Origin of the sequence: Undibacterium sp. Di27W, assembly GCF_049340345.1 — a bacterium.
Lineage (GTDB): Bacteria > Pseudomonadota > Gammaproteobacteria > Burkholderiales > Burkholderiaceae_D > Undibacterium.
The window spans coordinates 336,453-358,151 of sequence record NZ_JBMPOS010000002.1; the positions used below are offsets into that span (position 1 = coordinate 336,453).

At 51.3% G+C, this 21,699-nt stretch carries 14 protein-coding genes and 1 tRNA gene; 5 read left to right on the forward strand and 10 right to left on the reverse strand.

Going from position 1 to position 21,699, the window contains the following annotated elements; translation table 11 throughout:
• Positions 1–14: 14 nt before the first annotated feature.
• From ACO0LF_RS06280 to ACO0LF_RS06290, 3 genes are all read right to left on the reverse strand, one after another.
• Entirely contained in the window at positions 15–2,732 is a 2,718-nt protein-coding gene (locus ACO0LF_RS06280) for a M16 family metallopeptidase (RefSeq protein WP_423013011.1), read from the reverse strand.
• 71 nt (positions 2,733–2,803) lie between these two features.
• Positions 2,804–5,560, reverse strand: a complete 2,757-nt coding sequence (locus ACO0LF_RS06285; RefSeq protein ID WP_423013013.1) for a M16 family metallopeptidase — start codon at positions 5,558–5,560, stop codon at positions 2,804–2,806.
• A 170-nt stretch (positions 5,561–5,730) separates the two neighbouring features.
• On the reverse strand, positions 5,731–6,555 hold the full coding sequence (locus ACO0LF_RS06290; RefSeq protein ID WP_423013015.1) for a D-hexose-6-phosphate mutarotase: 825 nt from the start codon (positions 6,553–6,555) through the stop codon (positions 5,731–5,733).
• A gap of 79 nt (positions 6,556–6,634) precedes the next feature.
• Between ACO0LF_RS06290 and ACO0LF_RS06295 the strand changes: the two genes are divergently transcribed.
• Both ACO0LF_RS06295 and ACO0LF_RS06300 read left to right on the forward strand, forming a co-directional pair.
• Complete coding sequence (locus ACO0LF_RS06295) at positions 6,635–7,090, forward strand: SirB2 family protein (RefSeq protein ID WP_423013017.1); 456 nt, start codon at positions 6,635–6,637, stop codon at positions 7,088–7,090.
• A gap of 11 nt (positions 7,091–7,101) precedes the next feature.
• Positions 7,102–8,667 carry an amidase gene (locus ACO0LF_RS06300; protein WP_423013019.1) on the forward strand — a complete coding sequence of 522 codons (1,566 nt, stop codon included), beginning with the start codon at positions 7,102–7,104 and terminating at the stop codon, positions 8,665–8,667.
• A gap of 24 nt (positions 8,668–8,691) precedes the next feature.
• Here ACO0LF_RS06300 and ACO0LF_RS06305 read toward each other — a convergent pair whose 3' ends face one another.
• Complete coding sequence (locus ACO0LF_RS06305) at positions 8,692–10,287, reverse strand: GMC family oxidoreductase (protein WP_423013021.1); 1,596 nt, start codon at positions 10,285–10,287, stop codon at positions 8,692–8,694.
• Between the two features lie 128 nt (positions 10,288–10,415).
• Here ACO0LF_RS06305 and ACO0LF_RS06310 point away from each other — a divergent pair, with 128 nt between their 5' ends.
• Positions 10,416–11,450 carry an AraC family transcriptional regulator ligand-binding domain-containing protein gene (locus ACO0LF_RS06310; RefSeq protein ID WP_423013023.1) on the forward strand — a complete coding sequence of 345 codons (1,035 nt, stop codon included), beginning with the start codon at positions 10,416–10,418 and terminating at the stop codon, positions 11,448–11,450.
• Here the strand turns inward: ACO0LF_RS06310 and ACO0LF_RS06315 are convergent.
• Together ACO0LF_RS06315 and ACO0LF_RS06320 are read right to left on the reverse strand one after the other, a co-directional pair.
• A complete protein-coding gene (locus ACO0LF_RS06315; protein ID WP_423013025.1) occupies positions 11,441–13,774 on the reverse strand; it encodes a PAS domain-containing protein in 2,334 nt (777 codons plus the stop codon). The two genes, ACO0LF_RS06310 and ACO0LF_RS06315, sit on opposite strands and share 10 nt — an antisense overlap.
• 19 nt (positions 13,775–13,793) lie before the next feature.
• The gene (locus tag ACO0LF_RS06320; RefSeq protein WP_423013027.1) at positions 13,794–14,264 is read right to left on the reverse strand and encodes a thioredoxin family protein; all 471 of its coding nucleotides are present in this window, start codon (positions 14,262–14,264) and stop codon (positions 13,794–13,796) included.
• A gap of 296 nt (positions 14,265–14,560) precedes the next feature.
• Here ACO0LF_RS06320 and dinB point away from each other — a divergent pair, with 296 nt between their 5' ends.
• Positions 14,561–15,718: a DNA polymerase IV gene (gene dinB / locus ACO0LF_RS06325; RefSeq protein ID WP_423013029.1), complete on the forward strand. Its 1,158-nt coding sequence runs from the start codon at positions 14,561–14,563 to the stop codon at positions 15,716–15,718.
• A 7-nt stretch (positions 15,719–15,725) separates the two neighbouring features.
• Here dinB and ACO0LF_RS06330 read toward each other — a convergent pair whose 3' ends face one another.
• From ACO0LF_RS06330 to ACO0LF_RS06345, 4 genes are all read right to left on the reverse strand, one after another.
• The gene (locus tag ACO0LF_RS06330) at positions 15,726–16,499 is read right to left on the reverse strand and encodes a substrate-binding periplasmic protein (protein WP_423013031.1); all 774 of its coding nucleotides are present in this window, start codon (positions 16,497–16,499) and stop codon (positions 15,726–15,728) included.
• A 57-nt stretch (positions 16,500–16,556) separates the two neighbouring features.
• Positions 16,557–17,093 carry an HD domain-containing protein gene (locus ACO0LF_RS06335; protein WP_423013033.1) on the reverse strand — a complete coding sequence of 179 codons (537 nt, stop codon included), beginning with the start codon at positions 17,091–17,093 and terminating at the stop codon, positions 16,557–16,559.
• Between the two features lie 74 nt (positions 17,094–17,167).
• Positions 17,168–19,942: a M16 family metallopeptidase gene (locus tag ACO0LF_RS06340; RefSeq protein WP_423013035.1), complete on the reverse strand. Its 2,775-nt coding sequence runs from the start codon at positions 19,940–19,942 to the stop codon at positions 17,168–17,170.
• Between the two features lie 262 nt (positions 19,943–20,204).
• Positions 20,205–20,281 (reverse strand) — tRNA-Arg (locus ACO0LF_RS06345).
• Positions 20,282–20,552: 271 nt separating this feature from the next.
• Here ACO0LF_RS06345 and ACO0LF_RS06350 point away from each other — a divergent pair.
• Positions 20,553–21,098 carry a c-type cytochrome gene (locus ACO0LF_RS06350; protein ID WP_423013037.1) on the forward strand — a complete coding sequence of 182 codons (546 nt, stop codon included), beginning with the start codon at positions 20,553–20,555 and terminating at the stop codon, positions 21,096–21,098.
• Positions 21,099–21,699: the final 601 nt, after the last annotated feature.

Genomic DNA, 21,699 nt, shown 5'->3' on the forward strand with positions numbered 1-21,699 from the left:
GTCGTCAACAGGCGTTAAGGGTTCCTGGGTATCTTGCTGGCATCACCAGTGGTCACGATGCTCCAGCGTTCTGGTTGAAGATATTGTCTGGTGGCCTTGTTCAATTGTTCCAGGCTCAGATTTTGCAAGGCCGCATCCCTTTGGATTTGCCAGGAATAATCGACGCCATGATGTAAGAGGCTGCTCCACTCTGTGGCCAGATAATCATTATTGTGTCTGGCCTGCAGTTGCAAATGGCTTAAGGAAGATTTGGCCATTTGCAATTCATTTTGCGTAAAGCCATTAATGACCAGCAATTGCATTTCTTCCAGGATTGCCTGTTTGAGTTTCTCTATATTCGGGCTGGCGGCACTTGCCGTGATTTCCCAGTTGCTGACAGCATCGGTGGCATAAGGAGTCAGGCTGGAAGTTACACCATAACTCCAGCCTTCCTTCAGGCGCACCCGCCTGCCCAGCCTGGATTCTATAGGGTGGCTACCCAGCAAATAACTGGCAACCGTCAAAGCGGTAAAATCAGCCTCGTTAATGCCAACCGGGACATCCAGTTGTCCCAGGAAAGTGCCATTTTCTTTGCCTGGAGTATCCAGGAATTTATGTAATGGCTGCCGTTCGATAAAGTGCTGGTGTGCAAGCTGGTAAGGCGACTTGCTTTCCCATGCCTGGAATTCTTGTTCCAATACCGCCTTGGTCTCGTCTATATCAAAATCACCAACGATGGCAATATGGCCGTTGCTGGCGCCATAAAACTGCTTGTGAAAATCAATCACATCAGTTGCCTTGATGGTGCTCAATTCAGTGAGCACTTGCTGAGCGGTTTCCAGGGCACGCACATCTCCAGGGGGGAAATTGTTGAAATGTCTGGCCAACTCGTCCCTGGCCATGCGCTCTGGGGTGCTGGCTGATTTTGTCCACAGCAGCCGCTCATTGGAGAGTATGCTGTAAAGGTGGGCAAGATTAGGTTCTTTCAGATTCAACATCATCAATTGCAGGGCCTGTTTCAGATGCGCTTTGTCGGTGGTGAATTTGGTGATGCCACCGCGTATACGGGCTTTTACCCGTTCAGCCTCCAGGCTTTCTTTTCCATAAGAATTGGTGCCATTCGGCAAAACTTGTGCGGTCAGGTTCTCTATCCATCGTTTGCCAGCCAGGGAATTTTCATCTCCCCAGTGCAAGACCAACTCTACGCTCACTGCCTGGCCACGCGTGGGTTTTGCCAGCAAGGCGGCTTCTATATTTCCTATCTTGAGCCGGCGGGTACTTTGTTGAATATGTTCGGCCGAGGTATTGAATTCAGCGACCGTAGCATATTCATCGCGATGTGAAAATTCCTTGAGTGCCTCACTGGCCGTGGGAACCGGCGGTATGCTGCTGTCTGTGCTTTTCTCTTCTGACAGCAAGATGCCTGTAGTGCGGTTTTCCCTGACAAAATAACGCAATGCGGCTTTTTGTATTTGTTCACTCGTCATACTGACCATACGATCCTTTTCCAGGAACATTGAGCGCCAGTCTCCGGCTGCGATGTATTCCGAGATCCAGAAATTCAGGAACCGGGGGTCATTCATTGAAGCTGAAAAACCATTCATATATTTGTTCTTGATAAAATCCAGTTCTTGCTGCGGCCAGGTATTTTTCCCAAAAGTTTCTATGACCTTGGTCAAGCCTTTAGCGCTGTTTTCATCGAGACTACCCGGTGAGTTAGTATGAGAAAAAAATATCAAGCCATTCTGGGCTGTGCCTTCGAGATGAAAACCTACGCCCGGATTGGCGGGAAATATGTCGCCAGCCTCATTCCGCAATTCGCGGCTGGCACTTATCATGAAGGCGGCGAATTTCAAGCTGACATGGTCGGGATGCAATAGCGAGGGCAGGTGATAGGCAAGTATGACCGCATCGGCGTTTTCTTTTTTCCTGAGAATGATCTGACGTTCACCCTGCTGTGCCGGTTCTATCGTAGGAATATTTGGTAAGGCAGATTGAGGTGCTGGAATGCGGCCAAACTCACGTGAGATAGTCTTTAACACCATGCCAGTATCAAACTTGCCTGCTACCAGCAATACCACATTATCAGGCCGATAATACTGGTGGTATAACTGCTGTAATGATTCTATATTGACATTCTCAATATCGCTTTTTTCACCGATGACGCTATGACCATAGCCATGCCAGTCAAAGGCGACCGACTGTACCCGCCGCTTCAGCGTATCGTGTGCATTATTCTCTCTGCGTTCAAGTTCATTACGTACCACCGTCATCTCTGTGTCGAGTTCTGATTTCAGGATACGCGCATTTTGCATGCGGTCTGCCTCCAAGCTCAGGATCCAGTCAAGCTCACTGTCATTCGCCTCGAAGTTGGCGAAATAGTGCGTGCGGTCTGGAAAGGTCATGGCATTTGAGTGCATGCCTTTTTCATTCATTTGTTTGGAAAGTTGCGGATAATTTTTACTGCCCTTGAATAGCATATGCTCAAGCAAATGTGCATAGCCGGTTTGTCCTGCACCCTCGTTCCTGGAGCCGACCAGATACGTCATGCCTATGGTCGTCGTCGACGTGGATTTGTCTGGCATTAGCAAGAACTTGAAGCCGTTGGGCAGGCGATATTCAGTGATGCCTTCTACAGTTTGCACCTGCACTATGTTGGCAGGTAAGGCAGGAGCTGCCAGTGTCTGGCTGTGTAGCGATAGCAGGCCCATGGCAAGAGTGAGCGCAAGAACAGGCGTTTTAAATGTGGACATGATGAAGCTTGAAAATGGGCAATAAAAAAACCGGAAATCTCAGATTCCCGGTTTGAAGATAAAGAAAAAACTTATTTGGCTATAACTGCTTTAGCCTTGGCTTCATCTGCCGCGATGAAGATACTCATTTTGGCTGGATCGATATAGCGGCGGAAGGCATCGTTCACCTGTTCGACGGTCAGCGCCTGTATCTTGTCATCCATGGCTTGCGACCAGGCCCATGTGCGTTTCAGGTAGATATTGCTATTCCAGCCGCTGGCGACGGCACCATCACTGGTGCGCCCCTGTACCCTTTGCTGTAATAAACCTGACTTGGCCTTGGCCAGCTCATCGGCAGTGAAGCCATCTTTGAGGGCGCGTGCCAGTTCTTCCTTGATGGCGGCTTCCAGTTTTTCCAGGTTTTGCGGTGCTGCCGTGGCACTGATGCTAAAGCTGCCTGTCGGGTCTATCTCACCCGCAGTCAGGCTGGAACCACCGCCATAAGACAAGCCATCTTTTTGACGTATGCGTTCCATCACGCGCGAGTTCATGCCAGCACCACCACCAAAAATATAATTGGCTACACGTAGTGCAGCGAAATCGGCATCGTCTTCCCGCAAGCTCAGATTCATGCGACTGGAGTAGACGCCGTTTTCCTTGTCAGGAGTGTTGAAAGTCTTGCGTACCGCCGGGATGTCTTCGCGTTTGCTGACCAGGCGAGTGTAGGGAGCCTTGCTGGTCCAGCCATCAAATACTTTGGCGACGGTCTGTTTGGTACTATCCACATCAAAATCACCGACGATGGACAATTCACCTTTGGAGACACCATAGAAATTTTTATGGAAAGCCTTGATGTCTTCCAGCTTGACATTGCGGATCGCTTCCAGGCTTTCATCCAGTGTCAGCGAGGCACGGACATCTCCTTTAGGATAGGTATTGAAATGCTGGGCCATGGCGCGGCTGGCAACGGCAGAAGGTTCATTGCGTGAAGCCTCCATGCCGACCAGGGCTTTTTCCTGCATTTGCTTGAATTCACTCTCAGGGAAGTTGGCTTCTTTCAAGACATGCGCCACCAATTCCAGTGCTGCTGGCAAGTTGGCCCTGGTGGTCTGGAATGAATACAGGCCGCCACTCATTTTCAGTTTGGACATTTCATCTGCCAGCTGGGCGCGGCTATATTTGCTGGTCCCTGTGTTTAGCAAGCCACCAGTAAAGCCTATTGCTGTAGCTTTGCCGAACAGGCTTTTTTCATCGCCCCAATGCAAATTCAAAGTGACATTCACAGTCTCGCCACGGGTTTTTTTAGGCAGCAAGGCTACTTGCAGATTGCCGATATTGCTTAGTTGTGTGCGTTTATCGATATTTGCCGGTGATGGGTCAAACACTTCGCCACTCAGCGTTGCGGCTTTCGGTTTGAAGTCTTTCATGACTTCTGCAATACTTGGCGCAGCCGGTATCTCGGCACGTTGTGGATTATCTTCAGGGATGAATGTACCGATAGTGCGGTTGTCGCGTACCAGGTACTTTGTCACGGCCGCAGTGACTTCTTCTGCTGTGACTTTGCCAGCATCATCCCTGTCCTTGAACAGATAGCGCCAGTCGCCCATGGCGATATATTCAGACATGCTGATGCCTATGGATTCATGATTATTCAGCAGCTTTTCATAGTAATTGGCATTCTCGCGTTGCAGGCGCTCAAGTTCTTCCTTGGTCGGTGGATTCTTCTTGAAGTCCTCTATGCCTGCCAGCAGTGCATCTCTGGCAGCATCGGCAGATTCGCCTTTTTTGACGACTGCACCGATGATGGCGAGACCAGGCTCAACATGTCCCATGCCACTTGAGAATACCTGCACCAGCTTGCCGCTCTCTACCAGTTGTTTATGCAAACGACCATGTGGTGCACTGGCCAATATACTGCCTGCATAATTCAGGGCATCACGGTCATGATGCAAGCCAGCTGGTACTTTATAGGCGATCATGACCATCTGGGTGTCACCCTTGCGTCGCACGACAAAGCTGCGCTCACCGTCCTGCGTAGGCTCAGTGGTCCAGAACTGAGGCAGGCTGCGGGTGGGTTTGGCTATTTTGCCAAAGGACGCATTAATCCACTGTAAGGTTTTTTCTGTCTCGAATTTACCTGCTACCAACAACACGGCATTGTCTGGCTGGTAGTATTGACGGTAAAAGGCTTGCAGGTTTTCTATCTTGACGTTCTCTATATCACTGCGGTTACCTATGGTGGAATTACCATAGTTATGCCAGTCAAAAGCCACGCTTTGCAGGCGTTTCATCAGCACTGCACCGGGTGAATTTTCACCACGCTCATATTCATTGCGTACTACGGTCATCTCTGTGTCGAGGTCTTTTTTCGCTATATTGGAATTGACCATACGGTCGGCTTCCATTTCCAGCGCCCATTTCAGGTTGTCATCGCTGGCCTGGAATAGTTCAAAGTAATTGGTACGGTCCAGAGAAGTCGTGCCATTGATGCGCATGCCACGTTTATTGAAATCATCCGTAATTTTGGGATTGGTCGGCGTGCCCTTGAACATCAGATGCTCAAGCAAATGCGCCATACCGGTTTCGCCATAGTTTTCATGACGCGAACCGACCAGGTAAGTCACATTGACTGTGACGGTAGGTTTGGATGCATCTGGCATCAGTAAAACACGCAAGCCATTTGGCAAGCGGTATTCGGTAATACCTTCTACGCTGCTGACCTGGCTCACGCCTTTGGGCAAACTGTCTGCCAGGGCTGCGGGCACATTGAAGAAAAAAACTCCTCCCAGTACAAGGGCGCGCAAAACGGGTTTGAGGCTAAATTGCGTCGCTGAACATAGTTGTTGCATAAAATCCTATTATTTCGAATAAAAACAAAATAAATCCGCTGGATGGATAAGATGGATGAAAATAGAGAAAGTTGCAGCTATTTTGTCATATGGATAGACGATGTTTGTTGCATAAAGCCAGTATTGGCAAATACGCTCAATTGTGACTATGTGTTAAATGTATTTGTTTGTCAACTGTCTGCGGCGATCACTTCCAGTGTCTGACTGCCACTCCAGCTATCGCCTGGAGCCAGACTGATGGGCCGCAAAATAGTGGCAGCTTCCACACAGAGCATGCGTTGCTCTCCACCAGCTTCCATGTCATTGATATTGGCTGCTGCCGCGCCCGGGTTCCAGACCACTGCATCGGCAAAACCGCTGCTGCGTATGAGGGTAGTTTGTTCTTTCTGACGCAGCTCCAGTTGTGTTGGTACAGCGCCATAAATGCGGTCAGTTTCACCGGCAATACGCAAAAAGGGATCAGCTTCCAGACAATGTGACGCACCACTGACAGTGTCACGATAATGCAGGCCTTGCAAGCCATGCAGACTGACGTCGGCAATATCCTGCACCGCCAGGTAAGTATGCAAGGCTGTCGTGAAGCTGAAATTGGTGTCGCCAGTGTTTTCAATGTCCAGGTTCATTTGCAAGGCATTGCCACCTATGGAGATGCGCAACTGGGCACGGAAGACATGCGGCCATATCGTCAGGCGTGCGATATTTTCCTTCAGTTCATAGACTGCTTCAGCCGCGCCATTCGCCAGCAAACCAGATTGCAAGAGCTTCCATTCAGAGTTGCGGGCAAAGCCATGCTTGGGCAAAGTGCCCTGATTGGAAAACTGGGGAAACACCACCGGTACGCCGCCACGTATGGCCACACCCTCCTGGAAGGCTGTGCTCTTGCTCATGAATAATTGCTCGACTCCGCCCGCAGGTATCCAGGAGCATAGATGAGCACCCTGGCTGGCAATTTTTGCTGTGGCACCGTCTTGGGAGAGGAGGTCGAGGAAATTCATGCAGGCTTCTTTCTGTAGATAGGAATATTTGCCAGTGTAATGGATAGTGAGCAAAAAGCTATGGCTTGACCAACAAAACATGATGACAAAAAATGACGGCTTTCGGTTAGTATTGCAGGCACAAAAAAATTACCGGGGATTGTCGTTTGCCATGTCCATCAGCTATCTCGCCATTAAACACCTGCATCTGACTTGCGTAGGCTTGAGTGGCAGCTTGTTTTTGTTGCGCGGCTTTTGGAGGATGCGTGACTCTGTACTGTTGAATCAGCGCTGGGTCAGGATAGTGCCGCATCTGATCGATACGCTCTTGCTCGCCAGTGCCCTGACACTGGCTGTCATGAGCGGGCAATATCCCTTCCAGCAAAACTGGCTGACTGCCAAACTGCTGGCCTTGTTGTTGTATATCGTATTGGGCACCATCGCCCTCAAGCGTGGCAAGACGCCCGCGATACGCACTGCCGCCTTCGTCGCCGCCATCCTGACTTTTGCCTATATCATCAGCGTTGCCCTGAGCAGGCAAGCTATTCCCCTCTGAAGGAAATATTCATGACATGCCGTTCTATCCGCTTGCGCCATCTCAGTCTCAGCATATTTGCCACCCTGCCTCTGCTATACGGACCTCATGCCAGTGCCAGCGATACTCTACATGAACTGGCGCAGGACTTACAGTCAGGTAAGACTACGGCGCAGCAAATTTACGATACCTATGATGCGCGCATACAAATGTATAACCCCAGCATACAGGCAGTCACTACCCGTAATCCCCAGGCCAGGGCCGATGCACAGGCAGTGGACCAGCAAAAGACTGGCCGTGGCAGCCTGGCTGGCTTGCCCCTGCTCTTGAAAGACAATATCGCCGCCCGCGGTATGGTGACCACGGCTGGTTCAACTGCCCTGGCTGATAACCTGGCAGAGCAAGATGCTCCTCTGGTGGCCCGTTTGCGTGCTGCCGGTGCCATCATCCTGGGCAAGGCCAATCTCAGTGAATGGGCAAATCTGCGTTCCAGCCAGTCCAGCAGTGGCTGGAGCAGTGCTGGTGGCCAAACCCGCAATCCCTATGCCCTGGAGCGCAGCCCCTGTGGTTCCAGCGCAGGCTCAGGTGCGGCGGTGGCGGCACGTCTGATCCCGGCCGCAATAGGCACAGAAACGGATGGCTCCATCGTCTGCCCCGCATCAGTCAATGGCCTGGTGGGTTTGAAACCCACCATAGGCCTGGTCAGCCGTACTGGCATAGTCCCGCTCAGCCATAGTCAGGATACGGCCGGGCCTATGACCCTGAATGTACGTGATGCCGCCATGCTCTTGAACGCCATGGCTGGCAGTGATAAACAAGATATTGCCACCCGCCAGGCAGACCGGCTGCGCAGCAAAGACTATACGGCAGGCTTGCAAACCACGGCCTTGCAAGGCAAGCGCCTGGGTATAGTACGCAAAATGGTGGATGGCTACGATGCTGACACTAGGGCCTTGTTCGACAAGAGCCTGGCTATCCTGATCGCACAGGGAGCTACCGTGGTTGACCAGATAGACTTGCCTTATCTCGAAGAGCTGGACAAAGACGAACTCAACGTCTTGCTGTATGAATTCAAGGCTGATCTGAATGCCTATCTGGCCAAGACACCAGCGAGTGTCAAAACCCGCAGCATGGCCGATGTGATCGCCTACAATCAGCAGCATGCGGATACTGTCATGCCTTATTTTGCCCAGGAGTTGATGGAACAGGCGCAAGCCAAAGGCAAGCTCATCGACGCCGCCTACCGCCAGGCCAGTGCCCGCATCAAGCTGCGCGCTGGCAAGCTGGGCATCGATGTAGTGCTCAAGAAATATAAACTTGATGCCCTGATCGCACCGACCACAGGCACAGCCTGGCTGATAGACTATAAAGCGGGCGACACAGTAGAGGGCAGTTCCAGCAGCCCGGCTGCGGTTGCCGGTTACCCCCACCTGACCGTGCCCATGGGCCAGGTCAGGGGTTTGCCAGTTGGCCTCTCACTGTTTGCCGGTGCTTGGTCAGAAGCCAAATTGCTCAACATGGGCTATGCCTTTGAACAAGCCAGACCAGCCCTGCCAGCGCCTACTTTGGCCACGACAGCAACCGCTGCCGCCAAATAAACCAATCAGGGCTGTACTGTAAAACTACAGGGCAGCCCTGATCATATCCGCCGCCTTTTCCCCTATCATCATGGTAGGGGCATTGGTATTGCCACCGATCAGGGTAGGCATGATGGAGGCATCCACCACCCGTAAGCCTGTCATGCCATGCACGCGTAATTGCGGGTCGACCACGGCCATGGCATCCACTCCCATTTTGCAAGTGCCTATGGGGTGATACACGGTGTCGCTGGTCTGGCGCAAGACGGCGCGTATCTCATCATCCGTATGCACATTGGCCGTCTGGAAGTCGCTGGTGCGCGCTGCCACCAGTGCTGGTGCATCCATCAGTTTGCGCGTCAGTTTGAAACCCTTGACCATGCTTTCTATATCATCCGGGTGTTCCAGGAAACGTGGGTTGATGAGAGGCGCAGCCAGAGGGTCTTTGCTGGCCAGTGTCACCTCACCTATGCTCTTGGGGCGCAACAAACACATATGGCAGGAATAGCCATGACCCAGATGCAGCTTGCGCGCATGGTCATCCAGCATGGCCAGGACAAAATGCAGTTGTATGTCGGGCGCGCTCAGGCTGGGATCAGTTTTCAAAAAGCCGCCACCTTCAGCACCATTGGAAGTCAGCAAGCCGCGGCGTTGTTTTTGATAACGCCAGAATTCCCTCACCATGCGCACACTGCCACCGGCGGAGACGCCCAGCAAATCCAGGCTCTTGGCGCGGTATTTAAAAACAAAGTCCGGATGGTCTTGCAAATTCTGGCCTACGCCTGGCAAATCGTGCACGACTGGTATGCCCATGGCTTGCAAGGCCTTGCCATCCCCCACGCCAGACAACATCAGCAATTGCGGGGTCTGGAAAGCACCGGCTGCCAGCAAGACTTCCTTGCCCGCTTTCAGGGTCTTGGTTTGCCCGCCCTGATGGTATTCAACACCAATGGCGCGCTTGCCTTCAAACAGGATGCGCGTCACATGGCAGCCAGTTTCCACTTGCAGATTATTGCGCTTGCCCAGATGCGGGTGCAGATAGCCACGGGCGGCAGTCCAGCGTTCACCATTGTGCTGGGTGACCTGGTAAATACCCACGCCTTCCTGTTCTTCGCCATTGAAATCAGTATTGATATTGAAGCCAGCCTGACGGGCCGCTTCCAGGTAAATTTGCTGAAAGGGGTTATCGCTGCGCAATTCACTGACATGCAGGGGGCCAGACTGACCATGATAATGGCCGCCATGGGTCTGGTTGTTTTCTGACTTTTTAAAGTAAGGCAAGACTTCATCAAAAGACCAGCCGGTATTGCCCAGGGCTGCCCACTGATCATAGTCTTGCCTGTGACCACGGATATACACCATGGCATTGATGCCTGATGAGCCACCCAGCATCTTGCCACGCGGCTGATAACCACGCCTGCCATTCAGGCCGGGCTGCGGCAGGGTTTCAAAAGCCCAGTTGTTCAGCTTGGTCGGCAACATCGCCACCACCCCCGCTGGGGTATTGACTACCCAGCTATCCCCCTTGCCACCGGATTCCAGTATGGTCACATGCAGATTAGGGTCTTCCGTCAGGCGGCCAGCCACGGCACAAGCGCCGGAACCGCCACCGACGACGATGTAGTCGGGTGTAGTTGTCATGTTGTCTCTTTAGTATTGTTAATTTCTCTAGTATTGCCGAATTTTGTGTTCCGGTGTAGCTTAAGATAGTAAATCTTCAGACTCGGTAAAGTAAGGACAAATCCTGCCACGTCGCAGCCAAGGTGCAGATGAACAACAAGGTACTCTCAGTACAGGATGCAGTTTTCCCGGCGCACCCATTTTCGGGTTTGCTGGCGATAGGTCGCGAGCGCAACTGGCGTCTGCAAGAGATATTCCCGGCACTAGGTCTGGATGCGGATGGACGGGCGCCCGACGATGTGCGCATCAGCTATACCCAGGCGCGCGAGAGTTTGCTGAGGGCGCGCCATCAGGGTGGCGCAGACCTGGGCATCTTGTCCGGCGCCCGCAAATCCCTGCCGGAACTGGGTGCCATGGCCAGTGGCATGCTGGCTCAGGCAAGCCTGGCGGAAGCCATGCATTTTGGCCTGGAATACCAGTTGATTGCTGGTGCCATGGTGCAATTGCAACTGGAACAGGGCACACACAGCTCGGTGCTGACAGCCCGTCCTTTGTTTGATGACAGTGAGTTGCAGGATTTTCTGGATGCTGATCACCTGGCAACGGCCATCAATGTCAGCCGCGCCCTGTGTGGTCCTGCACTGCAAATAGAAAGAGTGGAGTTGCGCGGCAATAGCAGGGCCAGCCGCGCTGTTGCAGAGGATTTTTTTGGCTGTCCCGTCATTTATGGCGCTGATGCCAGTCGTGTCATCGTCAGCAATAATGTACTCGCCACCTTGTTGATCAATCCTGATCCCGGGCTGGCTGCCGACAGTAAAATGCGTTGTGATGCAGAACTGGCAGCAGTCGGTTTGACGGGTAAACAAAGCCTGCTACACCAGCTGGTCAGCCTGCAATGTGAGTTCCATAGCGTGCCTGAACTGGCACAGGTGCTGGATATCAGCGAGCGTTCGCTGCATCGCCTGCTGGCGCGCGAAGGCTGTTCTTACTTCCAGATTGCAGAAAGCCTGCGCATGGAAAGAGCCAGGCATTTGCTGCGCAATACTGAGCTTGCTCTTGAGGATATTGCCGGTCAATTACTCTATTCGGACAGTCGCAGCTTTCGTCGTGCATTCAAGCGGGCAGTGAATCTGACACCCGCACAATTCAGACAGCAGTATGAGAGCAGAATTGCTCAGCGATAAACATCAAACTCGAACCAGAAAGTTGTCCCCTCTCCCGGTGCGCTGTTAAAACCGATCTGCCCATGCATTTTTTCCAGCATGGCCTTGGTAATGGACAAGCCCAGGCCGGTGCCGCCTTTTTGCCGGGTATCGGTACCGTCGGCCTGGGTGAAGGGTTCAAACAAATGTTCTTGAAATTCAGGGGCGATGCCTGCACCCAGGTCACTGACTTCTACGCGGTAACGCGATTCTGTACTGACGATGCGCAGGACGACGGCGTCACCCTCTTTGGAAAACTTGGCGGCATTGGAGATCAGATTGGCCATGACTTGCATGAGCCTGTCGTGGTCGGCCAGTATCCACGCTTGTCTGGGATGCTGTTCCAGTTGCAGGCCTACCTTGAGCGAGGCCGCATAAGCCATATTCGATTCCAGCGAACTCTTGACCAGGGCCACCAGGTCCACGGCTTCTGATTTGAAGATCATCTTGCCGCTGGCCAGCTTGTCCATGTCGAGAATATCATTGACCAGGGTAATGAGGCGCTTGCTGTTATTGTGGGCGATGCGTATCAGGTGCTCGGCCTGTCTGGGCAAGACGCCACTGACGCCAGACTCCAGCAGGCTTAGTGAACCACGGATAGACGTCAGCGGTGTGCGCAATTCATGGCTGACGACAGAAATGAATTCTGTTTTCAAGCGATTCATGCGCAGCCTGTCGCTGATATCCATGGCAAAGGCCACCCAGTCACGCTCGGAGTTTTCCAGATGGCTAAGGCCTACCAGAATAGGTACACCGACATTTTCTCCTTGCTGCAACATGATTTCGAAAGGCGCTGTGGTGCCGGTCTGTATCAATTCCTTATACGCCTGCTGGCAGATTTTCAAATCCTGCGATGACAACAGGGTGTCCCAGACACTGGCATGTGTCAGCAGGTAATCTCGATTGTAGCCGCTGAATTGAGTAAATACATCGTTCACATCGAGTATCTGGCCAGACTCATTGCCCTGGATAATGCCGATCAGACTGGAATTCATCAGTCTTTGCAGGCGTTGCTCACTGGTACGCAAGGCATCCAGGGTCATTCTTTGTTCGGTGACATCTTCTATCATCCAGACTGCGCCACGGACATAGCTTTCCGTCGGCAAAGAGCGTCCCGCCACGCGGCCAGTGAAGGGCTCGCCATTGTAGCGGCGCAATTGCCATTCCAGCTCAACCAGCTCGTCGGCCTGCAAGCCTGGCACGACCTGGGCGCTAAAGGCTTGATAATCTTCCGGTCCCTGATACAGGAAGGTGGTCTGCACCCCTATCATGGCCTGCGCATCGGGGAAGCGGCATAGTTCTGCCAATGCCTTGTTGGCCCTGACAATGAGGCCGTCGCTGACAAACATGATACCTACCGGCGCATTGGTGATGAGGATTTCCAGTTCCCTGGCCAATTCCTTATAGCGGTTCTTGTTGGCTTCCAGCAGCTCCTGGTTATGCCTGAGCATTTCCTCGGTTTGCTTGCGCTCGGTGATATCGATGTGTGTGCCCACCATGCGCAAGGGCTTGCCCTTGCTATCCCACTCGACGATGCTGCCTAGGGACATGATCCAGCGCCATTCACCCGCGCGGTTTCTTTGCCTGAACTCGGCATGGTAATCGGCATTGCCCTGGGTGGTGGCATGATTTTTATAGGCGTGCTTGAGATGCGGGACATCATCTGGATGCACGCCCGTACCCCAGAAATAATCCCAGAATTGTTGGGGGGTACTGAAGTCACCCGGTTCATAGCCCAGCATCTGCAAATACTCGGGGCTGAAACTACCTTCACCCGTTTGCAGATTGATGTCATACAAACCCTGGTTTGATGCTTTCATGACCAGGCGACGCTGGCGCTCGGCCGCCTGCAATTTTTGTTCGGTCAGTTTGCGCTCGGTATTGTCACTGAGAAAACCATGCCAGAGCACACTGCCATCATCGAGTTGTTCAGGGGTGGCGTCGCCGACTACCCAGCGATCTTGCTGGCCAGGAGAAACGATGCGGTATTCCTGATGCCAGGGACTGAGCTCGGCGAAGGACTTGCGCACGGCGACTATCATCTTGGGCAAGTCTTCGGGATGGACTTTGGCAAACATGAAGCTGGCATCTTCACGTAATTGCTCAGGCTGGACGCCAAAAAATGCGACTACCGCATCGCTGGCATAGGGCAGGCAAAAACGGCCATCAGGATAGCGCCGGAATTGATAAAACATGCCCGGCAGACAGCGTGAAAAATTCGATAACAAGGCATGGCTGTGCTGTAAAGCTGCCAGCTCGGTTACTTCCGAAGTGAGCTTGGCAGACATGGCAGGATCTTCAGACATGCTTGTTCATTTTGTATGCTTAGCGGTACAGTGCGGTGATTTCATCAAAGAAGTCGTACACCCCTTGTTCACTCATCTTGCGCGCATTCGACAATTCACCGCCCTTGGATGCATACAAGACCGTGTTATCCGGTCTCAGCAATACCGCCGCTGGTATGCCTTTCTTGGTGGGGTTGCCATATAAATCGACCAATTCCTTGTTTTTATCAAACTGCCCTACATTCACCTTCACAGTGATGAACTTGCTGGCTAGCAGAGGTTCATTCTTGCCATGCATGGATTTATCCAGCTCCAGACAATCCTTGCACCAGTTGGCACCAAAAATCACCAGGACTTTTTTATCTGTTTTTTTTGCATCTGCCAGGGCCTTATTGACAACAGCCTGGGCATCCGCCGCTTCATCATAGGCTTGTGGCGTGGCAGCGCTGGCCGGACTGATACCTGTAAGCAGACTGAATGCAAAAATAAGGGAAAGCAGTTTTTTCATCATCGTTCCGTCAGAAAATTCAGGGAAAAAAGCAGGAAATGCAGTATCGGTCTATCTTAGCGCAAACTGCATCTGGCTGTAATTCCTTGTTGTGGCTAAAATCAATTTTGCTGTATGTATATTCAGTTATATGTCGGTTTCGGGATAAAATAAGGGATTAGCGTATAAGCATATGAGCTTGCCAGGACTTTTTTTGAAAAAATTATCGATAGGGGCAGTGATTGCTCTTACCCAGCGACAGAAAAGTGCGATGCAGCCACGCTGCCAAGTGATGTATTTCCAGGCGATTTTTAATTGCTATGAATAATAAACAACGCCGCATTGCCCATTTGGACATGGATGCTTTTTATGCATCTGTTGAGCTGTTGCGATATCCCGAACTGCGGGGGCAGGCGGTACTGATAGGTGGCGGCTCCGCGCACCGCCCCATACCCAAAGGCGATGGCACGCATGAGTTTTCTAGGATAAAAGACTATGTTGGCCGTGGCGTCGCAACCACGTCGACTTATGCAGCGCGGGCACTGGGTATCTTTTCTGCCATGGGCATCATGAAGGCTGCGAAACTGGCACCGGATGTCTTTTTGCTACCGACGGATTTTGAATCCTATCGTCACTACTCCCGGCTGTTTAAAGAAGCAGTAGGCAAGATTGCCCCAAAAATTGAAAACCGTGGCATCGATGAAATCTATCTCGACCTGAGCGAGCACCCGCAAGAAACACGCGCCCTGGCCAGCAGTTTGAAACAGGCAGTCTTTGAGTCGACGGGTCTGACCTGCTCGATTTGTGTGGCACCCAACAAGTTGCTGGCAAAGATAGGCTCTGATCTGGAGAAGCCTGATGGCCTGACCATCCTGGATATGGAAGATGTGCCAACACGGATATGGCCCTTGGCCGTGAAAAAAGTCAATGGCATAGGCCCAAAATCAACTGAGCGCCTGGCGAGCCTGGGTATCAATACGGTTGGTGAACTGGCAAGTGCAGACCTGGGTTTGCTGCAAACCACTTTCGGCAGCAATTATGCTGGCTGGCTCTACAATGCGGCGCGTGGTATTGATGACAGAGAGATTTCCACCGAGTCAGAACCCAAGGTCATCAGCAGAGAAACCACATTTGACCGTGACCTGCATGCCGTTCATGACAGGGCGGTTTTGACAGATATTTTTACCGATCTCTGTACGCGCCTGGCGAGGGACTTAACAGTTAAGGGCTATCGCTGTAAAACCGTAGGTATCAAGATCCGTTACACGGATTTTCGTATCTCTACACGTGACATCACCATTCCTGTGGCGACAGCTGATCCTGCCATCATACGCAGGACGGCTGGTGAATGTCTGCGCAGAGTGGCCTTGGAAAACCGGTTTCGCCTGTTAGGTGTCAGGGCCAGTGCCCTGGTGCGAGAGGCGGATGTCCGCAATGAACGTCAGGTCAGCCAGGGTAGTTTGTTTGATGAAACCTAGTGGGCTGTCAGGGCTGGGTATTTTGCATTTGCTGGAAATACAGGTTTTCAATTTTCCTGAGATTGAGTTTTTCCAGATAGGGGTTGATGAGTTGTTGATATTTCAAGCCACGCTCATTGCGCTGGAAGCAAATGTGCAAGGAGAAATTGATGACTTCTTTGGGGTGGATAATGATGCTTTCCTGACTGTTCTTCAGGCTGCTTTCCGTGATCAGCAATTGACGCAAGACATCCTTGCTGATGACGACCAGGTCGACCCGCCCTGCTATCAGTTTGCGTAAGTTGCTGATGTCTGAAGGTGCCACATCAAGTTTCAACTGTTCTTTTTTAACCTGGGCATCAAATTCCTCGCCATTGGCATAGTCTTGTACCACTCCTATGGTCAGGCCCTTCAGATCTGCATAAGCTTTCCAGTCGAAATGACGCTCTTTTAAAGCCGCCAGGCCGATGATGCTATTGCCTAAAGGAGCTGAAAAATAACAGGTTTTTTCCCTCTCCTTTAAATAAAAGGCAGGAAAGTAGCCAGCGTAAGAGGGATCATTCTGGCCCAGTTGCACGGCGCGGCTCCAGGGTGTGTAACTGATATGGGTATCCATTCCCGCCTGTAAAGCTGCCGCCTTGACAATGACAGACGTCAGTCCTTCATCTGGCAGATGTGAGCCTACATAGGGCGCCCATTCCAGCGAGGCCAGTTGCATGGCAGGCCTGTCGGCAGCCAGAGACGACACTCCTGGCAGGCAGCTGGCAATGATCACAAGTGAGCGAAAAAACCGGGCACTCATAGCATAGGGACTAGCGTTAGTAAAAACTGAGTGTAGCGCAAGTAGGCGGAAGCAATTTTAAGAGATAGTTACATGACTGCTGCGTTGTAATCTTTCAGTGCCATCTGCGGCGATTGCCTCAAATACATCATCCAGCGCGGTAAACATATCCCACTGATCAACTTGTTTTTGTATCGCAATAGTCTCGATGAGTTTGAGTTCCAGTTCCGCCTCGCGCTTACCTTTCCATAATTTGTCGGCAGCAGCGACAGATAATTCTTCCAGGCTCAAGTCACCATGTTGCCATTGTGCATGGGTGATGCAACACCGGGCAACTATTTTTTGTACCCCATGATCCAGCAGCATTTTTTCACCGGCAGGCTCATGCAGGGAACCCGGGCCGTCTAATTCATTGGGGTGCAGGATTTTTCCGGCGTCATGGATGGCGACACCAAGGCGTATCAGATTTGCATCGAATTGCAAGTCCATGTTTTCAAACTTTGAAATCAGTATTTCCGCTGCTTCTCCGACCAGTTTGACATGGGTCAGCAGGCGTTCTGATGCACCAAGTCGTGATAGCAATTGGTAAGCTTCGGTGGTTGTTTTAAGCATCATGAGCAATCAGGAGAAGTAATAGGGCTTGCACAGAATGAAGTACAAGCCCATTTCTTAAAAACTGCCAAAACTCATTATTTGAAATCGCCTGCGAACACCCGCACGGTTTTTTCATACCCCAGGTGTCTGGCCATGGCTTCTTTTACCTGTGCCACGGTCAGTGCCTGTATCTTTTTCTCTAATTCAGCGCGGTATTGCATATTGCGGCCAAGCTCGAGATTGTTCGCAAGTGTTGGTGCCAATACGGCGTCCTGGCTGCGTTCGAGCTGGTATTGCTGGATCAGGCTTTTCTTGCCATCTTCCAGTTCTGCCTGTGTGTAGCCTTCGCTCAGGACGCGGGTGATTTCTTCGCGTATGCCGGTTTCCAGCTTGGCACGGTTTTGTGGTGCATAAATAGCGCTTACGGAAAAATGAGCGACTTCATCCAGGGCAGAGGCATTGAAACCGGAACCACCACCATAGCTGACACCATCTTTTTGACGGATGCGGTTCAGTATGCGTGAGTTGGCGCTACCACCCAGCAGGTAGTTACCCAGGACCAGCGCAGGGTAATCAGGGTGTTTGATGCCCAGCGGCAGTTGCATGCCGGCATAGAAGAAGGCGTTTGCCTTGTCCGGTGTAATGATTTGCTTGTCATCTGCCTTGGTGGCCTGATAAGGTCGGGCAAGGCGGGTGAATTTTTTCTGCGTATTCCAGTCGCCAAAGGCAGCCTGCAATTCGGCTTTTACTTTATTGGCATCAAATTCACCTACTACGGCAATTTGCGCCTGGCCTGGCTGATTGGCGCCATAGAATTCTTTCCAGAATGCCTTGGCATCGGCTAGTTTCGCCGTTTTCAGGTAAGCAATTTGTTCATCAATGCTGCGGTAGTAGCGCGGGTCATCGCTGGAGTAAATGTTTTGGGCTTTTCTGCCAGTATCGACGGCGACTGATTGCGGTTCTTTGCGTGACTCTTCCAGTTGTGCCAGTTGTGAATTCAGCAGTTGTGTGAATTCCGCTTCATTGAAAGCGGGCTGGCGCAGGGAATCGCGCAGCAGTTCCAGTACGCGTGGCAGACTGTCGCGTATGGTTTCTACCTGGATATTGGCCATCGTCGCATTGCCATTGATTTGCAGCTTGGCTTTGAGCTTGTCCAGTTCTTCCGTAAATTGCTGGTGGCTGAGTTTTTCTGTACCGCGGCTGAGCATGGCAGCGGCCAGCTCGGCAGCACCGGCTTTGCCTTTCAAACTGTTTTCATCACCCAGGTTGATATGCATGGACAACACAACAGTATTGCCGCGGGTAGTTTTAGGCAACAGCGCATACTTCATGCCATTGCTGAGTGCGCCTGTGACAGTACGTTTGTCGATATTGTCGGCAGAGGCTAAGAAATTTTCTGCCTGCGCGACGGCTGTTCCAGGTTTGAATTGCTTGATCTGCTCATCAACTGCTACCTTGGCTGGTGCTGGTGAGCGGTCCGGTTTTTCAGTCGGGATAAAGCTGCCTGAGGTGCGGTTACTGGATTTTAGCCAGGTAGTGGCAACTCTTTGTACATCCTCTGCCTTGAGTGCCTTGACGCGGTCGCGGAACAGCAAAAACAAACGCCAGTCGCCCGCGGCAATGTTATCAGAAAGAGATACAGCAAACTTTTCCGGGTCATTGAAAACCTGGGCAATGTCTGAATCAAGCCTGGCCTTGGCGCGTACCAGTTCAGCTTCTGTTACTGGTGATTTGTCAAAGCTTTCTATGGTGTCGAGCAATATCTTCCTGGCTTCTTGCAAGTTTTGCTCAGTCCGCAAATTGACTCCCAGTATCAGGAAACCAGGCTCTTCCAGATTAGCGGCCCAGGGAAAGACATCGGCCGCTTTCTTGGTTTCCACCAGGGCCTTGTAGAGACGACCATTTGGCGTATCTCCCAATATCAACGCCAGTGCTTCCGTTGCTGCATAATCCGGGTGGGCGGCTGGCATGGTGTGATACAAGGCAGCGACAGCTTGTGAATCACCCACGCGACGGACGATGACATCACGCTCGCCATCTTGTGCAGGGTCTAAAGTATACGTGGTTTCCAGTACACGTTTGGGTTTGGGGATTTTGCCAAACTGGCTGGCAATCAGTTGCAGCGCCTGCTTGCTATCAAAGGCGCCTGCCACGATCAGGGTGGCATTGTCAGGCTGGTAGTATTTACGCCAGAAGGCTTGCAGGTGCGGGATATTGACGTTCTCTACGTCGGTACGTGCGCCTATGGTGTCCTTGCCATAGTTATGCCATTGATGGGCGCTGGACAGGATGCGCTGCACAAGGATACTGGTACCGGAATTCTCATTTTTTTCCATCTCATTGCGCACGACAGAAAACTCGGTCTTCAAGTCTTCGCCTGAGATGCGTGAATTGACCATGCGATCAGCTTCCATGCTGATGGCCCAGGCCAGGGTCTCAGGCCTGGCGGCAAAGGTTTCATAATAATTGGTGCGGTCCAGCGTGGTCGTGCCATTGAATTGCACGCCGCGTTGTGACATTTCTTCCCACAGGCGTGGGTGGGCTTTACTGCCCTTGAACATCAAGTGTTCCAGCAAATGTGCCATGCCGGTTTCACCATAATTTTCATGGCGTGAGCCTACGCGGTAAGTGATGTTGACCGTTGTCGTTGGTTTGCTGGCATCCTGCACCAGTAAAACGCGCATGCCATTTGCCACCTGGTATTCATCGATGCCCTCAACCTGTCGTAGCAACTGTATACCTGCGGGCAGGGCCGTCCTGGTTGCCGTCAGGTTTTCTGCCGCGACGGCAATAGGGATATGGACCAGGCCAGTAAAAGCCAGGGCCAGTGACAGGCTTAAGCAACTGAGTGGCATGCGCGATGATTTCATGTAGCGACCTTTATGGATGAGGTGAATACAAATTGGTGAACACAAATGGCAGAAATAAATCAGGGAAATAAATCAAGGAAATAACTAACAGTGAGCCTGAGTATCAATAGCGAGGCTTTGACCATGGAAAATAAATTCTGGTTCAATTCAAAAATACTTGCAAAATAGATAACTACAGAGGAGGGGCTTCAGACTAGCCGAGCCAACTTCTGGCAACAGATGAAGGAAGCTAATAGCAGATGAATCGTAGACAAGGAAAACTTGGCGCGCCAGACACGAATCGAACGTGCGACCCCAGCCTTCGGAGGGCTGTACTCTATCCAACTGAGCTACTGGCGCGTGGGATTATGCATAGATATGCATAAGTGATACAGAAGTAATGCAAGGGCAACATTTTAACCTAATTTCATGCTGACCTCGTGTTAGAAAGCGAGGAAATTGTCGTTAATGCGGGTAGATTTTCTTTATTCTTGGCCCGTACAGCCTGCTTTTCATTCCATACATGGCGCTTTCGCACTATAATCCCAAGCTTTAGCACTTGTGGTGATAAGTTGCTGAGTTGCATAGACTGAAGATTTTCTGTACCTAATTTATTTGCATTGAGGAAACCATGAGCGACGCGCACGACGAACACGAATCAGCTATCAAGACCCCTAAGCAACTTATCGTTGCTGTTCTCGCCGGATTCCTGGTCCCCATTATCGTCATTGTTTTGCTGGTACAGTTTGTATCGAATGACAAAAAAGTCGGCGCAGGTTCTTCTGCCCTGACAAGCGAGGCCGTTGCTGCACGTATCAGCCCGGTTGCTGATCAGGGTTTTAATTTCAAGGATGCCAGTGGCCCGAAAACCTTGCAGTCTGGTGAAACAGTGTATAAAACCATCTGTGCAGCTTGTCATGATAGTGGCGCAGCAGGCGCGCCAAAATTCGGTGATGCCGCCGCCTGGGGTCCTCGTATTGCACAAGGCTATGACAAGGTAGTTGCCAATGCTATTGGCGGCTTGCGCGCCATGCCCGCCAAAGGTGGTAACCCTGATCTGGATGATATAGAAGTCGCCCGTGCCGTGGTTCACATGGCCAACGCAGGCGGTGCGAAATTCAAGGAGCCTGAAGTCAAGGCTCCGGCTGCAGCTTCTGCTGAGGCCTCTGCAAAATAAAATACCTCATGCAGGTAAAACAAAAAACCCCGGTGCGCCGGGGTTTTTTGTTTTATACGCGCAGTTTTTATCGCAGGACATATACTTTTTTTATCTCCGACATAAACCGCACTTGCGCAAAAAACCGTCACAGCTGCGCTGCAAGCTCCCGCATTGAGCAAGCGATACTAAAGTACTGCTTTCTTCGCTGCAGTGTAGTCAGGTTTTTGGGCAATATATATTGTCCACCAGCGTAACAAACATTCCCTGTAAATATGCCGCCTAAAGCGCTAGCCTGGTAGAGGCAATTTTGCGTAAATCCCCATAAACCGCATTTGGCCAAGTGACTCCATCATCCACCTGTGCACAAATTCAGTGCATCTATAAGTAATATAATTCTCTTTAGTAAATATTACTTATAAAGCAATTCTTTCTTAAAAAATGATATTTAAGAAATGTTTCTACAAAGAAATTTATATTTTTGTGGAACTTCCTACATGATCAACTAGTCTGAACACCACGCATTGCTACGCGCCTCCCCTATAAGAGCACGGTTGTGTTGTTTTTTTGTAGCAAGCATTCTATCTATATTGACAATAGAATCTCTTAAATGCTTTCATGC

Bases quoted from the DNA above. Each gene is read 5' to 3' on its own strand.
- ACO0LF_RS06305 (WP_423013021.1), bottom strand. From the start codon at position 10,287: ATGACAACTACACCCGACTACATCGTCGTCGGTGGCGGTTCCGGCGCT.
- ACO0LF_RS06330 (WP_423013031.1), bottom strand. From the start codon at position 16,499: ATGAGTGCCCGGTTTTTTCGCTCACTTGTGATCATTGCCAGCTGCCTG.
- ACO0LF_RS06310 (WP_423013023.1), top strand. From the start codon at position 10,416: ATGAACAACAAGGTACTCTCAGTACAGGATGCAGTTTTCCCGGCGCAC.
- ACO0LF_RS06280 (WP_423013011.1), bottom strand. From the start codon at position 2,732: ATGTCCACATTTAAAACGCCTGTTCTTGCGCTCACTCTTGCCATGGGC.
- ACO0LF_RS06350 (WP_423013037.1), top strand. From the start codon at position 20,553: ATGAGCGACGCGCACGACGAACACGAATCAGCTATCAAGACCCCTAAG.
- ACO0LF_RS06285 (WP_423013013.1), bottom strand. From the start codon at position 5,560: ATGCAACAACTATGTTCAGCGACGCAATTTAGCCTCAAACCCGTTTTG.
- ACO0LF_RS06340 (WP_423013035.1), bottom strand. From the start codon at position 19,942: ATGAAATCATCGCGCATGCCACTCAGTTGCTTAAGCCTGTCACTGGCC.
- ACO0LF_RS06335 (WP_423013033.1), bottom strand. From the start codon at position 17,093: ATGATGCTTAAAACAACCACCGAAGCTTACCAATTGCTATCACGACTT.
- ACO0LF_RS06295 (WP_423013017.1), top strand. From the start codon at position 6,635: ATGATGACAAAAAATGACGGCTTTCGGTTAGTATTGCAGGCACAAAAA.
- ACO0LF_RS06290 (WP_423013015.1), bottom strand. From the start codon at position 6,555: ATGAATTTCCTCGACCTCCTCTCCCAAGACGGTGCCACAGCAAAAATT.
- ACO0LF_RS06315 (WP_423013025.1), bottom strand. From the start codon at position 13,774: ATGTCTGAAGATCCTGCCATGTCTGCCAAGCTCACTTCGGAAGTAACC.
- ACO0LF_RS06320 (WP_423013027.1), bottom strand. From the start codon at position 14,264: ATGATGAAAAAACTGCTTTCCCTTATTTTTGCATTCAGTCTGCTTACA.
- ACO0LF_RS06300 (WP_423013019.1), top strand. From the start codon at position 7,102: ATGACATGCCGTTCTATCCGCTTGCGCCATCTCAGTCTCAGCATATTT.
- dinB (WP_423013029.1), top strand. From the start codon at position 14,561: ATGAATAATAAACAACGCCGCATTGCCCATTTGGACATGGATGCTTTT.